Here is a 15625-nt window from a genome sequence, read left to right on the forward strand (position 1 = left end):
ATAAAAAGGGAGGCAGCGACTGCTCGAAATCTTGTTTTCCCGCCCCATCGAACACCATGCGGCGCCGCTCAGGAATCGCGGTCGTATCGATGCACTCAACCATTGCGTCTTCTCACTCGAGGAAGATACCAACCGCCCGAAAAGCGGCTTCAATCGAACCAGCCCGACCAGACACACCCCCAATGCTTGCTAGCACTGAAAACGACCTGGCAACCCCTTGATGGGGGGAACCAGCCGAGCTTAGCGGAAGATCCTAACTGGGGGTTCTAGGGGAAACAAGCATTTGGATTGATAAATCCGGAAGAACTGTTCCCCCGTTCGAAAAAGTTCCCGCGAAGAGATTCAGCGACACTGCACAAAACACGACCAAAATCAATTTGACCCTTAGTTTTGCAGTCTTTTTGAATATACACCGCTTCAAGAAAAAAATTTTTCTTGAGTACATTTCGAGTGATCGAGCGTACGAGGCTTCGAAACAACCAGCCACCACCGCTCACGAACCCCCTTTCAGGCAGTGTTCACCCGAATCCTGAACGTAATTCACCGCCCATTTAGCGAAACCTTCCGATCACACCCATCCGTTGAGTTGACACAAATTTCTCGCTTCCACACGGGCCCCCTCTGTGATGGAACGCACAGCATCGCCAATCGACGCACACCCAGCGAACCACCTGCACGCCCGTTCACATCTCTATTCAGCGTTGACGAAAGGCCGGGAATGCCACTGATGATGGTTCGAAATCAACGCTCTCGCAGCCCACTCAACTTGGCGCCGGCTGACCCTCACTTCGCCCCTCACACACGAGGAGGTTGTGCGGCTTTGCTTCCCCCTCCCGATGGGAGCTTGTTGATGAAAGGCCTGGCGATTTGAGCAATGAAAACCGCACGACCTCCGAGAGCGTGGGGCCCGGCACATGACCGCCAACGGACGATGGCTGACGCGAGAAATGGGGGCCGGGAGATCGGCTAAGATGGGGCGGAAGCGTTCTCGCGCTCGCGATCCGAACCGCGGTCGCAGGACGCTTTCCCCACCCCACTTCCCACCCTTGGAGCAGAGCTGATGAATCGTGACGTGAATGCTGTTGACGGCCCCGAACTTTCCAATATGAATTCCGAATTCTTGGCGAATCCGGCTACGGGAACATCATCCGAATCCTTGGCACCGGACGGCTTGCGCCGTTCCGCTAACGATGGGGACGCGTTGGCTCGTCGCGGCTTTCTGAAATCAGCGACGCTGGCTGGTGGTGTTGCAGCAGGATTGACTCTGAATGCGCCTGCCGTGCATGGGCAGGAGACTCCGGATGTGATTCAAGTCGCTTTGGTTGGGGCGGGCGGCCGTGGGACGGGTGCTGCCAACGATGCGCTGCATGTCGACAACGCGAAGCTGAAAGTGGTCGCGGTCGCCGATGTCTTTCCGGAGAATGTCGCTCGCAGCGTGAAGGCTCTTTCGAATGAACACATCGATGCGCCGGAGAAAGTGGACGTGCCGGAGGAACGGCAGTTCGTTGGCTTCGATGCTTACAAGCACGCCATGGACGCGCTCAATCCTGGCGACATCGTGATCCTGGCGACTCCGCTGGCGTTTCGATGGGTGCACTTCCAGTACGCGATCGACAAGGGGCTGAACGTGTTCATGGAAAAACCGCTGACGGCGGACGGGCCTTCGTCCAAGCGGATGCTGGAACTTTCGGCCAAGGCCGACGCGAAGAATCTGAAGTGCGGCGTGGGTTTGATGGTGCGGCATTGCCGCGGACGACAAGAGTTGTTCGAACGCATTCAAGACGGCCAGATTGGCGACATCATCATGATGCGTGCTTACCGGATGCACGGCCCGATCGCGTCAGCGTTCACGAAACGCCGCTCGGACGACATGCCAGAAACCCTGTGGCAGATCAAGAATTTTCATAGCTTCCTGTGGGCCAGCGGTGGTTGCTTCAGCGATTTCTACATCCACCAAATCGACGAAACGTCTTGGATGAAGAATGCTTGGCCGGTCAAGGCTCAGGCTCTCGGCGGACGGCACTACCGCGGCGATTGGATCGACCAAAACTTTGACACCTACGCGGTGGAGTACACCTATCCCGACGGCAGCAAGCTGTTCTTCGACGGGCGCTGCATGACCGGGTGCCGCAATGACATGTCCAGCACGGTGCATGGCAGCAAGGGGTCGGCGATCGTGAGCACGTCCGGGCACACGCCGGGCAAGGTGCGGATCTTTGAAGGCCAAAACCAAAGTCGCCGCGAGGTGGCTTGGGCGTACCCGCAACCGGAGAAGAATCCGTACCGTCTGGAATGGACGGACTTGGTCGACGCGATCATCCACAACAAGCCCTACAACGAGGTGCCACGTGGTGTGCAAGCGAGCTTGGTGACCAGCATGGGCCGAATGGCGGCTCACACGGGCCAAGAGATCAGCTTCGAACAGATGCTGAATTGCCCGCATGAGTTTGCTCCCGGCGTGGCGGAGTTGACCGTCGACGGTCCAGCCCCCGTGATCGCCAATGCAGATGGCTCGTACCCGGTTCCACAGCCAGGGATCCTGAAAGAGGTGGAGTACGAGCTGTTTGACGTGTGAGCGGTGTAGCCGGATTCCTAAAACGTAGCCGGATTCGCCAAGAATTCGGACGGGCAACAATCAGGAACATCCGGATTCTGTCGAATCCGGCTACGGTGGCCTGACGGGTGCTGAGGATGAGTTTGGCCCTCGGCCAAGAACCCTCGAGGCGGACTTGCTTCGCATCCTGTTGATTTAGCATCAAACGGTGTTTAATTGTCGGCTTTCGTAGTGGACGACACTTATTGACCGCTCATTCCTTCGTCAGCCGTAACCCAGGGCGTTGCCCTGGGCTGTCATAGGGCTGCCCCGTTGGGGCGAAGTCGTGGAACAGAACTTGCGCAAACCAAGACGCTCCACAACATCAAACATTTCGCGGTCCAGGCGAGCGCCCGTCGTCTGATCGTTCAATCTTTGAAACGTCTTGAATCAACAGTCTGTTGGCCAGTGAGGTGAGCTGGCTGCATCATCTCGGTGAGCTCTGTGCTCTTTGTGGCAAACGACATGCAGTGGGCGAGATTGGGAATCTGCTGGACGCCTCGCTTCTGGCGAAGCATCGGCTGGGTGCCATGTGAGACATGGCCTACATTGGTGCCGGGAACCATACCTCGCCGGTGCGCCGGGAATGCGTCTGCGTCCGAATTCTGGCGAATCCGGCTACGGGCGAGACCGGAATGAAAAGGAAAACAGGTTTGTTTGAGTTGCGCTGTACAGTTCGAAATTGCGGGTTGGCTTTGTCGCCGGTGGAGGGTGGGCTGCGCTGTGAGAAGCGGCACCATTTCGATCGGGCTCGCGAGGGCTATTACAGCTTGTCCCAGCCACAGGATCGCAAGTCCAAACAACCGGGCGACGCCGATGCCGCTGTGCTGGCTCGTCATCGTTGGCTACAGCGTGGGCATGCCAGCGGATTGATCGATGCCTTGCGGCCTTGGACGGCGATGCAAGCGGGAAACGGCAACTCCCGAACGATCGACCTAGGTTGCGGCGAAGGCACCTTTGGGCCGGCTTTGTTTGGCGATTCGCCGGGCAGTTACTGCGGGATCGATCTGTCAAAGAAAGCGATCAAGCTGGCCGCTCGCGGGTGGCCGGAGGCGACTTGGGTTTGGGCCAACGCGGACCGATCGCTGCCGGTGGCGGATGCCAGTGTGTCGTGTGTGCTGTCGTTGTTCGGCCGTCGGCCGGTTGCCGAGATCGCTCGGGTGCTGACGGAAGATGGCATGCTGATCGTTGCCGTTCCGGGTGAAGAGGACTTGATCGAGCTGCGTGAACACGTGCAGCAATCCGGGCAGCGCCGAAGTCGATGGGAGAAGGTCGTCGACGAGATGGCGGTTGCGGGATTGAAACTGGTCGAACATCGGCTGTGGCAAGAACAGGTTGACCTGGACAGTGAAGCGATTGCCGATGCAATGGCAATGACCTATCGCGGCGTGCGTTTTTCCCAGAACGCTCGCGTGCAGACCGCCACCGCGATGCCAGTGACGCTGGCCGCGGATCTGATGTTGTTCCGGACGTAGCCGGATTCGCCAAGAATTCGGAGGGGCGACGAGCAGAGACATCCGAATTCTGGCGAATCCGGCTACCGGGTGGCCTGACGGGTGCTGAGGATGAGCTTGGCCCTCGGCCAAGAACCCTCGAGGCGGACTTGCTTCGCATCCTGATGATTTAGCATCAAGCGGTGTTTAATTGTCGGCTTTCGTAGTGGACGAGGTCACGAGTCTAGGACTGCTGGACTCGTAACCTCGTCCACTACGACACTTATTGACCGCTCATTCCTTCGTCAGCCCCACGCCCCAACGGGGCAGCCCTAGCAGACAGTCCCCCAAAAAACGTTAGGGCCGCCCCCGTTGGGGCTTTGCAATCTTGGCCCCGCCGTAACCCAGGGCGTTGCCCTGGGCTGATGGAAATGTTGGCAGGGTGGTAAGTGTGCAAACCGAATGCAACTCATTGAAAAAGTTAAATTGACAATTGAAAAATGCAAATTGATGCGATTTCATCCACGCATTCCGGCATTTTACAATTGTCAATTTGCACTTTAACTTTTTCAATAACGACAAACGCCGTATCAATACCATTCGTCGGAAACCGCCCAAACCGCCTGGTTGATTTCATTTTTATCAGCCCAGGCAACGCCCTGGGTTACGGCGGGACCAAGATTGCAAAGCCCCGTTGGGGTGTGGGACAGAACCAAAATGAACGCCACAACTCCAAACATGTTGCAGCCCAGCGTTAACGCACGGTTCCCGGAGACGAACCGGACGCAATCGCGTCCCGGTTGAGTCAATCAACAGCCTGGAACGCGGCGAGTGAAGCAAGGTCAATTCGTTCTCATGACACACGATGCGTCAGGGCAACTGTTCGTACTTGCGGTACAACTGCTTGTGCTTGTTTCCCAAGTCGACTTGGCGACCTTGCACATAGGCATCCACCACTCGCGTGCCTGATTCGAAGACGTCGCCATCGGCAATGATCAGCGTCGCATGATGCTTTGCTGCCAATGTCCCGACCAGATCTGCCACGCCTAGGATCTCGGCGGGAGACTGCGTGATGGCTCGGACGGCTTCTTCATGTGGCAAACCATGTGCGACCGCAACACCCGCCTGATAGGCCAGGTTGCGAAGATTCGACGCACCACCGGGATAGCCCGCACCCTCTCCAGCAATTGCGAAACGCACGCCGGACTCACGGAGTTGAGCTGGCAATGAATACAGTGCATCGACGGGGTCTGAACGCCGGCGTGGCAAGCGATACGTGGCGATCAAGATCACCGGGATATCGTGAGCGGCCAAGCGATCGACGCAGTGCATCGCGTCGGCACCGCCACACAACACCATCGGAATCCGTCGCGACGTGAAGAACGAAATCGCTGATTCGATCGCGCCCAAACGATCCGCTTGAACGAACACAGGACGCTCACCACGAATCACTGGAAGCAAGCTTTCCAATCGCAAATCCGTGGAACCGCTGTCGTCCGCCGCAATCGATTCACCATACCGGCGGGCTCGTTCGAGCAAATCATCCAGTTCCTGAATCTGTTCGTCATAACGTTTTGCCTTGTCCTTGGAATCACCGCCGCGAGGCATCACGGATTCCCAATTCACGCACAAACCGGCCGGGCCTTTGACCAACATGTCTTGGTACGACCAACCATCGAGCTGCATCACGCCGGATTGCCCTTGCAACAAACGTCCGCCCGGAACCACGTGTGCCAACATCACGCCGCCCGCTCGTGCCACCGGAATCAGTTCACTGTCCGGATTGAACGCGACCCAGGAACGAACATTCGGATTCAGTTCGCCACGTTCGACATTGTCGACCGTCACATCCACCGCCGTGATTTCTCGCAGTCCGATGTCGGTGTACGAGTCGATCAAACCTGGGTACACGTGTTTGCCCTTTCCATCGATCACGCGAGCCGAATCGGGTAGCCGGACTGAATCGCCGACTTCGCTGATCATTCCGTCCTCAAACAGAATCGAGCCATTGGATACGATCGATCCGTTGCCCAAGTGCAGCGTGGTATTGCGGATCACGATGGGTTGCTTTTGGGGCGAACCAGGAACGATGTCATGCGCCCGGAGGTTGACTTGCCAGCCTGTCTGGCTGCAGACCACCGCGAACGCGACAACGAGCAACGTCGAAAATGACCGGTTGTTCATGCAATTCTTGTTCATGGAATGGCTCATTGGACTTCCTCCGATCGTTGTGACTTCGCCGCTTGTTGGGCAGCTTGCCGGGCGTTTTGTTGAACACTTTGTTGAGCACCGCGAGAATTGCAGAACTCGTCGTAACGCAGCCAGCGTTCCTCCTCCTTCAGTTCCATCGTTTGGTGGTCTGCCAATGCTTTCTCATCGTCGTCCTTGGACGGTTCTTCCGAATCGGTCTTCGGCTTGCCATCAAGCAATTCCTGAATCAGTTCGTTTCGCCAGGCCTCGTCGCGAGCACGCAGTTTCGCCTCGTCCTGCAATCGGAACATCGGACGACCGTCGATCCATGTCTGTTCGCAACGCGAAGTCGTCGACATCGGGGGGCCACTCCAAACGACCAAGTCCGCCTCTTTGCCGACTTCGATCGAACCCACACGGTCTTCGATCCGAAGTTGTTTGGCCGGATTCAGCGTGACGAACTTCAACGCTTCCGTTGGTGGCACGCCGCCATACTTGATGGCCTTGCCAGCCTCGGTGTTGAGGTGCCGTCCCATCTCAGCATCATCGCTGTTGTAAGAAACCACGATGCCTTTGTTGTGCATCAAAACACCGTTGTAAGGAATCGCATCGTAGACCTCGAACTTGTAGGCCCACCAATCTGCGAAGGAGGATGCCATTGCACCGTGCTCCACCATGCGGTCAGCCACTTTGTAGCCTTCCAAGATGTGCTGCAAAGATCCAATCCGAATCCCGAATTCATCAAGCACATCCAGCGTCGCCATGATCTCGTCCTGGCGATAACTGTGACAGTGAATCCAACGCTTGCCATCCTGAATCTCCACCAGCGTCTGCAGCTGCAAATCCACTCGTGGCGGCAACGTGTCGCGTTGCCCCGAACTCCAGCGACGATGCGCCCCGGCATACTCGCGGGCCGCCAGGAATTGGTCGCGGAGCAATTGCTCGACTCCCATTCGCGTGTTGGGATAGCGCGACGTGTTTCGCTTGACGTTTTCGCCGAGTGCGAACTTGATCCCCAGCGGAGCGTCTTGGAACCGGAAGTCATCCATCGAATCTCCCCAACGGAACTTCACCACTTGGTTTTGGCCTCCGATCGGATTCGCAGAGCCGTGCAGGATATTCGCGGTCGTCACCCCACCGGCCAACTGCCGATAGATCGTGATGTCGGTGTTGTCGATGAAGTCACCGACGCGAACTTCCGACGTGACGACTTGTCCGGATTCATTGATGCCCCCGTCAGTCGCCGCGTGCGAGTGGCAATCGATCAGGCCCGGAGTGATGTGTTTGCCCGATGCATCGATGATCGTGCAGTCTTCCCCCGTCGGCACCGTGATGTGTTCGTCGACGGCGACGATTCGGCCGTTTTCAACCAGCACATCCATCGGTGTTTCCGGGACTCGGAGGTCGTCGCGATCCTCACAGGTCCAAACCAAAGCCCCTTGAAATAAGACTCGCGTCACGGGAGCGACCGGTTCGCTTCGCCCATAAACCCCGAGAGGACGAACAACTTGCAGTTCTTCAACAACAGGTTCGTCCGCCGCGGATTCTTCGGGGGCCTGCTCGGGCTCTGCCGATGCGACCTCAACTTCTGGAGGTTGTTCGCCATCCGCATCCTTTGAATCGTCAGAGTCATCGCTTTCGACGTCCTTGTCTTCAGGGGCCTCGTCCTCAGACGCCTTTTCATCCGTTGACTCTTCTTCGGGTGTCTTGTCGGAGTCCGTTTCGGGTTCAACCCAACTGGTCTCAAAACGCCGGGCTGGCTTCCCGATCGGATAGAACTCGATCGACAGCGGCTCGGATTCGGATACCTTCTCCAACGATTTGGCACCCGAACGAATCACCACTCGGTGCGTGCCTTCGGGCAATCCAAGAGCCTGGCACAAAGCGTCTTCCGAATCCTCGCAAGTGATCTGGCCAGCGAACTGATCCAATCGTTGAACGATCTTCTTCAGTTTTTGCTTGCTGGTCTGCTCCTTGGGTTCCTCGTCCTTGTTCTCTTTCGAGCCTTCCTCTTCCGATTTCGTTTCGTCTGAGGCATCGGACTCGCTTTCAGTGTCCGACTCTTCGTCGTCCGTTTTGCTGCTGGCGGTGTCGCCATCAACCGATTCGTCGCTCGACTCCTTCAGGTTTTCTTTCTCGCCTTCGAGCACTTCTTCGTCCGTCTCTTCCTTGGGGGTGGTGCCGATCAATTCTGCCGACAAGCGGCCGTCTTTTTGTGTGATCGCGAGCTTCACTTGGGTTGCCGAATCCGCCGGCATCCGAAGCTTCCACGAGCCGACCAGCGACGCCACTTTGGTCTCGGGTTCCTCGTTGACAACGAACTCTTGGCCGTCGACCAGGACCTTCCAAACCTTCGTGTCTTTTTCAAACAGATCGCCACTCGCGACAATCAAGTTCGCAGACATCCCGGCGGCGATGCGGCCATGCGACCGCTCCAGCCCCAGCATTCCAGCCGGTGTGGTGGTGAGCGCGGCGATGGCGTCGCGACGTGACAACCCTCGTTTGACTGCCGTTCGCAAGCGAGCCAGGAACTTGCCCGGATCATCCAGCCGATCGGTGGTCAAACAAATGGTCGCGCCTTGGCGAACCATTTCGGCTGGGTTCGTGGGAGCGAACTTCCAATCCATCAGGTTGACCAGGTCCACTTCACGAGCGGACTCGGGCGTCGCCACGTCGGGGGCCTCTGGAAAATCCAACGGCAACAACAGCACACGATCCAGAGCCGCGATCGCTGCCGCCTCGCGGTACTCTCGGCCGGACCCGCGGACGATGGATCGCAGCGAGAACTCGTTCGCAATCTTCTGAGCTCGCAGTGCCATTCGTTCGTTCGGGCAATCAAACACGAACGTCGATCCAACCAACGCCTGATGCAATGTCTGCAACGTTTCGCTGTGATCCGGTTGCGGCAACGACGGATTCGCGTCATGGGCCGCTGACGCATCACGGTACCACTGCGCGTCGTACAGCGACTGGCGAAGCAGAGCCACCGCGCCCATCGGTGAGTTGGGATATCGTTCCCCGGAATCGTTTCCGCGTGGCACGGACAGCGCGGCCGTCATCCATTTCAGATCCGCAATGCGTTGCGGCCCTGCGTGCGAGTTGTCGGGGTCGTCCTTGGATTCATTCAGCGACCACACCGAAGGCTGCCCGCCAAGGATGCGTCCTTTTGGTGCCAGCACCGTCGTCGTGAACCCTTGGCTGCGAAGCTTGCCGGCATCTGGAACGCTCGACAAATCGCGAACCTCGCGATTGGCCACGATATTTGCATTCCAATAGTCATCGCCTGAGGTCAATGAGTCACTGGGAACCTCTTGCCAAGCGTTGATCCATCCGGCGTAAATGGTCTTGCCCGAGCAATCCACGACGCGACACCCAGGTGGTGGTTCGATCGAATCACTCACCGCGACAATGCGACCAGCGCGGATCAGAACATCGCCCGTGGACGCGTTCTCATCCGAGTCCTTGGCTGAATCCTCCGACCCCAGGTCTTTCAGGTAGTGATCGGGATTGGCCACCAGCGTTGCTCCGGTCAGCAACACGTCGGTGGGAGAATGGGTGCGAAGCCCCACGACGGGGGCCACTCCACGAATGTCTTGGCCGTGAGCAACGACGGCGAGACACGCCACCGAAATGGTCAGCATCAGCCGACCCAAACAATTGGTAGATCTCAATGAACTCACTCGATTGAGGTTTGCGGACAACGATCGCCAGGCACATGCAATCCGTCTGCACCGAGCGCGGTAGGTCCGCCAGAAACGCAACGGTCGAGAACAGATTGGGCCGTCGCAGGATAATCGCTCCTGCAGTTCAACGCGAACCGCTCACTCCGAGGGCGTTTGAGCCCTCCGCAGAGCCTTGGTGAGCAACCGATCGAACGTGGACGCAAACGCCTTTTTGTCCTTGGGGCCATAAGGGGCGCTGCCGCCGGTTTCGACCCCCGCACCGCGAAGATCGTCCATGAAATTTCGCATCGAAAGGCGACTGGTGATGGTCGCGGGAGAATACTCTTCGCCGCGGGGATCGATCACAAACAGACCTTTTTCGACCAGCAATCCCGCCAGGGGCAGGTCCGCTGTCACCGCCAAGTCCCCTTTTTCACCGTGGTGGACGATGTACCGATCCGCTTGATCGGCTCCCTCGCGAACCACCACCGACCGAACGGTCGTCGCGTTGGCAGGCACTCCCACCGGGGCGTTCGCGACCAAAATCGTTACCACGTCCAAACGTTTTGCGGCACGGAACACAACGTCCTTGACGTCTCGCGGTGCCGCATCAGCATCGATCCAGATTTTCACTTCATCAGGTTCCGGTGTGAATGTCAGTTCCGTTGGGCTTGATTCACCCAATGGATGAACGAGAAACACCTGACGGCGCCACAACAGAGAATCGGTTTCGGTTTAAACTAGCCGCTTCCAACCGACCTTCCCACCTCTGACTCCGGCATCACCATGAATCAACTCCTGGTTTCTCGCCACGTTCCTCGCTGGACACAACGCCACGTCGCGTTTGTTCTCCTCGCATCCGCGTTGCTCGGGGGGATTCAGCCTCTCGCGACCTCCGCCGATGAGCCCGGCAAAGCCAAGCGGCCCAACATCGTCTTTGTGTTTTCCGATGACCATGCATTGCAAGCCATCGGCGCGTATGGATCCAAAATCAATCAAACGCCAAATCTGGATCGAATCGCCAACGAAGGCGCCGTGTTCCACAATTCGTTCTGTGCCAATTCGATCTGTGGCCCTTCGCGAGCCTGCATCCTGACGGGCAAGCACAGCCACATCAACGGTTTCCTTCGCAACGGCAACCGCTTTGATGGATCGCAAGTCACGTTTCCCAAACTGCTGCAGGACGTCGGCTACCAAACCGCGCTGATCGGCAAGTGGCACTTGGGCACCGATCCTGTCGGTTTCAATCACTGGGAAATCCTGCCCGGACAAGGCAATTACTACAACCCTGACTTCATCCAGATGGATGGATCACGTAAACGATACACCGGTTACGTCACCGACATCATCACCGAGAACACGTTGAATTGGTTGCAGAACGATCGCGACGAAGACCAGCCGTTCGTGTTGATGTGCCAGCACAAAGCTCCTCACCGAAACTGGTCGCCTCCACCACGTCACTTTGATTTGTACAAGGGTGTGGAGGTCGCCGAACCAGAAACGTTGTTCGACGATTATGCGGGCCGCTCCAAGTTGCTGCACGAAAGCGAGATGTCGCTGGAAAACCATTTCTATTGGGGGCACGACATGAAGTTCCATGGCGAGAGTTTGTTCCCTGAACAATTCTTGCCACGTCTGGGCAACGCGGAATATGGCCGCATGAACGAGGAGCAAAAAGCCGCGTGGGACGCCGCTTACGAGCCCGAGAACCAGAAGTTCATCGCTGACATGAAAGCTGGCAAACTGTCCAGCAAAGACGTCACCAAATGGAAGTATCAACGCTACATCAAGGATTATCTCGGTACCGTTCAGGCGGTCGACGACAGCGTTGGTGAATTGCTGGCCTACCTCGATGAATCAGGCCTCGCCGAAAACACGATCGTGATCTACAGCAGCGACCAAGGGTTCTACCTCGGCGAACATGGTTGGTACGACAAACGCTGGATGTTTGAAGAATCGCTTCGCATGCCGTTCCTGATTCGCTGGCCCGGCGTGATCGAACCTGGCACCCAGAGCACCGCGCCGATCCAGAACATCGACTACGCGCCCACCTTTTTGGAGGCCGCCGGAGCAGAAATCCCTGAGGCCATCCAGGGACGCAGCATGGTGTCGATGATGAACGATGGCTGCCGTGCATCCTCGACTTGGCGGGATGCGGTGTACTACGCGTACTACGAGAACGCGGCTGTGCACATGGTCCCCGTTCACGATGGCGTGCGAACCGAGCGCTACAAGCTGATGTTCTTCCCGCGAAGCCGCGAATGGAACTTGTTCGATTTGGAAACGGACCCCCTCGAATTGAAGTCCGTCCACGGCGAACCAGAATACGCCGAAATTTTGGCCGGCTTGAAAAAACGTTACGTCGACCTGCGTGATTTGTATGACGTCAACACAGCCGTCATTCCCGCCACGCGTGGCGATGAACCGGGCTGGCAAAAGCGTAACATGGCAATGTCCAGGCTGGCGAAAACAGCGAAGCCCAAATTGGCCTTCATCGGCGATTCGATCACCCAAGGCTGGGAAGGCCGTGGCAAGAAAGTCTGGGAAGACAATTACGCCCCGTTCGACACGATCAACTTGGGCATCGGAGGCGATCGCACCGAGCACATCGTGTGGCGGCTCACACATGGCAACCTCGGCAAAATTCAACCGGAAGTCGCCGTGCTGATGATCGGCACCAACAACACCGGTCACTTCATGCAGGACCCAACCCAGATCGCGGAAGGCGTGGAAGAAATCTTGTCGATCCTGCAAGAGAAATTGCCGGAAACCAAGATCGTGTTGCAAGCCATCATGCCGCGAGGCAAAACCAAGATGGACTTGATGCGGCTGAACAACATCGCCGTCAACGATCGGATCGCGAAGATGGCCGATGGCGAGAACATTGTTTACGTCGACTTGGGCGATCACTTCCTCAACGAAGACGGCACGATCGATCCCGCGATCATGCCTGATTACTTGCACCTGTCTGAAAAGGGGTACGAAATCTGGGCCGACGCCTTGGCACCGACGCTCGAGTCGCTTGGCCTCTGATGTGGCATAGGCGTCCAGCCTGTGATCGTCCTCTGCGAACCGAACGATGTGAAGTTCGGGCAACCCCCACCCAGGGCATCCATTTCGATGGGTGCCCTTTTTCGTGCGATTTCCGCAACTAGCCACGTTCCCTCGCCCCTCGAATCCGACGGATTGCCGTGGCGATGAAGCCTCGCTTCCCGGTAATCTCACCGAGCCATTCCGCCTCGACTTCCCGGATATCCACTCGCAAACCAAGATGAAAATCGCCCTGGCTTTCTCTGGTGGTGGCGTTCGCGCCACCGTGTTTCACTTGGGTGTGCTTGCGCGACTCGCACGCGAAGGCTTGCTGGGAAACGTCCAGATGATTTCCAGCGTTTCTGGCGGCAGCCTCGCCGCAGGGCTGGTGTTTTCTGCAACGAACAATCGCTGGCCAAGCAGCGAGGAGTATCTTCACGAAGTCGTCCCCAAAATCCTGCGTCTGCTGACCACCCAAAACCTGCAGCGATCCTATGTGATCAAGTCGTTGATGTTCCCCTGGCAAATTCTCAGTGGTCGCGCCGCAGTTTTGGGCGACGAGCTGGAACGCCGCTGGCAAATTCAAGGTGACTTGGCCGACCTGCCCGAATCGCCTCGCTGGTTGATCAACGCGACTTGTTATCAAACGGGAAAGAACTGGCGGTTCCAGCGTGATTTGATGGGCGACTATCAAACCAAGTACATAGTGGATCCCAAGTTTCGGCTCTCACACGCACTGGCAGCTTCCGCCGCCGTGCCTGGTTTGATCGGCCCGTTGATTGTGAAGGCCAAGCACCATCGCTGGCAAGAAATGCGAAACGATGAATGGCACACCATCCCGGCCAAGTACAAACGGCTTCACCTTTGGGATGGTGGCGTGTACGACAACCTCGGTGTGGAAGCCTTGTTCAAGCCGGGCACTGGTTTGGTCGACGGCACCGATTTCCTGATCGTCTGCGATGCCTCGCGACCACTGGGCAGTGAATCGCGTCGATCCAAGTGGCGTCCCGGGTACCTCAAGGCCTCGATGCGACTGGTCGATGTGGCCACCGATCAAGTCCGCAGCCTGCGTGCTCGGATGCTGATTGATCACTTCAAGAAAAACCCCGGCAGCGGCGCCTACCTGCGACTCGGCCTGAAGAGCAAGCGGTCAACGCTGCGTGCCCATCAACCCGCGGATGCTGCCGCCAGCACTTCCGGAATTCGCGAATCTCATTGGACGGAGCAGCCCTCGCTCACGGACGAAGAAGTCGATCGCGTCTCCAGAATTGAGACGACCCTTCGCCGGTTGAACCACCAAGAGTTCAGCCTGCTGTTTCGGCATGGCTACGAAGTCGCCAACGGAACGCTGGCTCGCTACGGTGGGGAATCGCTCGACCAAGTCCCCCGCAGCCGGGTCCTGTTGCGAGCCGCGTGAGTGGCACGCATCATCGCCAGGTTTGAGGCTGCAGTCGAGCGATGGTCCTGGGGCACTGTGCCACGGATGCCGCAGGGCATCGCGGACGGTTCGCCGTCCATCGCCTTTGTGGCCATGCCGTGGAAGCCGATCCTTGTCGTTGGCGTTTGTGGTCGTTCCGCTTCCCCGCAGCTTTCGCGGGCTGATAAAGTGGAGGACGTTTTTGTGTCTCTCCCTTTTGTAGCCTAGGATTTGCCGTGACGTGCTCGAATCAACTCCGTCGGAAACTCGTGTTGACCGATGGGATGTTCTGGATGGCGAGCGTCTTGGCATGCTCGCTTTTGAACGCCGCAGGCAACCCTGTGGCTGCCGCACCTCCTTTGGAGGCCGGTGGCCAAGCCAAGCAAGCCGATGATCGCCAGGGCTTTGTTGAGTTGTTTGATGGCAAAACGTTCGACGGTTGGGAGCACAGTGGCAACTGGCGAATCGAAAACCGGGCTTTCTTTCGTGCTGCTGGCGGTGGACCACTCACTTACAAGCACCAATCCGTTCCGGAAGACTTCGAGCTACGGTTCGATTGGAAAGTTTCCAAGGCTTGCAACAGCGGCGTCTATTACCGGCCCGGTCAAGTCGAATATCAGGTGCTTGATAACGTGGACAGTCCCTACGGAGAGAACCCACGGCAATCCGCGGCTTCGTTGTTCTTCTGCATGGCGCCTTCCAAGGATGCAACACGTCCCGTGGGCGAATGGAATCGAGGGAGGGTGGTCTGCCAGGGAACCGTGATTCAGCATTGGCTCAACGGGCAAAAGGTTCTGGACTTTGACTACACGGATCCAAAGTGGGCCGAGATGGTGGAGTTGTTGGCGATCCGGGGTGGCGATCTCACTGGCCGTGGCGGCGAGCTTTGGCTCCAGGACCACGGTCAGCCGGTTTGGTATCGCAACCTACGTTGGCGAGAAATTCCAAGTGGCGAGACCCTTCGCCCATCGCCCGATTTCCAGCCGATGCCAATACCGCCAGCGGCACTGGCGAAGGAGCAGCAGCGAGTGCAGGCCATGCTGGAAAAAGCAAAGTCGAATTGAGCGTGTCGGGAGTGAATCCACTGCTCGGAGCGATTTTCTGGATGGTGCCACCCACCATCCGGAAGGCGCACCATCCGGGAGGCGCACCATCCGGGAGGCGCACCATCCGGGAGACGAAGTTGCTTCAGTCCCGAAGGGACGACACGCAGTGGCCACGGGCGTCAGCCCGTGGAGTTGAGGCAAGCCACATTCAGCAAGCCCCGGAGGGGCGACAGGTGCCTGGATCTGGCGTGGAA

At 57.7% G+C, this 15625-nt stretch carries 8 protein-coding genes; 5 read left to right on the plus strand and 3 right to left on the minus strand.

Annotated elements, in window-relative coordinates; genetic code table 11:
• The first annotated feature begins 1060 nt into the window (after positions 1-1060).
• Together RISK_RS26160 and RISK_RS26170 are read left to right on the plus strand one after the other, a co-directional pair.
• Positions 1061-2575, plus strand: coding sequence for a Gfo/Idh/MocA family protein (locus RISK_RS26160; RefSeq protein WP_047817290.1), 1515 nt, complete (start codon positions 1061-1063; stop codon positions 2573-2575).
• 671 nt (positions 2576-3246) lie between these two features.
• Complete coding sequence (locus tag RISK_RS26170) at positions 3247-4068, plus strand: methyltransferase domain-containing protein (RefSeq protein WP_047817431.1); 822 nt, start codon at positions 3247-3249, stop codon at positions 4066-4068.
• An 828-nt stretch (positions 4069-4896) separates the two neighbouring features.
• Here the strand turns inward: RISK_RS26170 and RISK_RS26175 are convergent.
• The 3 genes from RISK_RS26175 to RISK_RS26185 all read right to left on the minus strand — a co-directional run bounded on the left by RISK_RS26175 (position 4897) and on the right by RISK_RS26185 (position 10511).
• Positions 4897-6225, minus strand: a complete 1329-nt coding sequence (locus RISK_RS26175) for an amidohydrolase (RefSeq protein WP_236696724.1) — start codon at positions 6223-6225, stop codon at positions 4897-4899.
• 8 nt (positions 6226-6233) lie between these two features.
• Entirely contained in the window at positions 6234-9857 is a 3624-nt protein-coding gene (locus RISK_RS26180; RefSeq protein ID WP_236696725.1) for an amidohydrolase family protein, read from the minus strand.
• A 180-nt stretch (positions 9858-10037) separates the two neighbouring features.
• Entirely contained in the window at positions 10038-10511 is a 474-nt protein-coding gene (locus RISK_RS26185) for a YaiI/YqxD family protein (RefSeq protein ID WP_047817434.1), read from the minus strand.
• Positions 10512-10664: 153 nt separating this feature from the next.
• On the opposite strand from RISK_RS26185, the gene RISK_RS26190 reads away from it, so the two are divergent.
• From RISK_RS26190 to RISK_RS26200, 3 genes are all read left to right on the plus strand, one after another.
• A complete protein-coding gene (locus tag RISK_RS26190) occupies positions 10665-12911 on the plus strand; it encodes a sulfatase/phosphatase domain-containing protein (protein ID WP_047817292.1) in 2247 nt (748 codons plus the stop codon).
• Between the two features lie 238 nt (positions 12912-13149).
• Positions 13150-14325, plus strand: coding sequence for a patatin-like phospholipase family protein (locus tag RISK_RS26195; protein ID WP_047817435.1), 1176 nt, complete (start codon positions 13150-13152; stop codon positions 14323-14325).
• Positions 14326-14561: 236 nt separating this feature from the next.
• The gene (locus tag RISK_RS26200; protein WP_236696726.1) at positions 14562-15389 is read left to right on the plus strand and encodes a 3-keto-disaccharide hydrolase; all 828 of its coding nucleotides are present in this window, start codon (positions 14562-14564) and stop codon (positions 15387-15389) included.
• Positions 15390-15625: the final 236 nt, after the last annotated feature.

This window comes from Rhodopirellula islandica (assembly GCF_001027925.1).
GTDB lineage: Bacteria > Planctomycetota > Planctomycetia > Pirellulales > Pirellulaceae > Rhodopirellula > Rhodopirellula islandica.

Coding starts and splice junctions, on each gene's coding strand:
- RISK_RS26160 (WP_047817290.1), top strand. CDS start 1,061: ATGAATCGTGACGTGAATGCTGTTGACGGCCCCGAACTTTCCAATATG.
- RISK_RS26180 (WP_236696725.1), bottom strand. CDS start 9,857: ATGCTGACCATTTCGGTGGCGTGTCTCGCCGTCGTTGCTCACGGCCAA.
- RISK_RS26190 (WP_047817292.1), top strand. CDS start 10,665: ATGAATCAACTCCTGGTTTCTCGCCACGTTCCTCGCTGGACACAACGC.
- RISK_RS26195 (WP_047817435.1), top strand. CDS start 13,150: ATGAAAATCGCCCTGGCTTTCTCTGGTGGTGGCGTTCGCGCCACCGTG.
- RISK_RS26175 (WP_236696724.1), bottom strand. CDS start 6,225: ATGAACAAGAATTGCATGAACAACCGGTCATTTTCGACGTTGCTCGTT.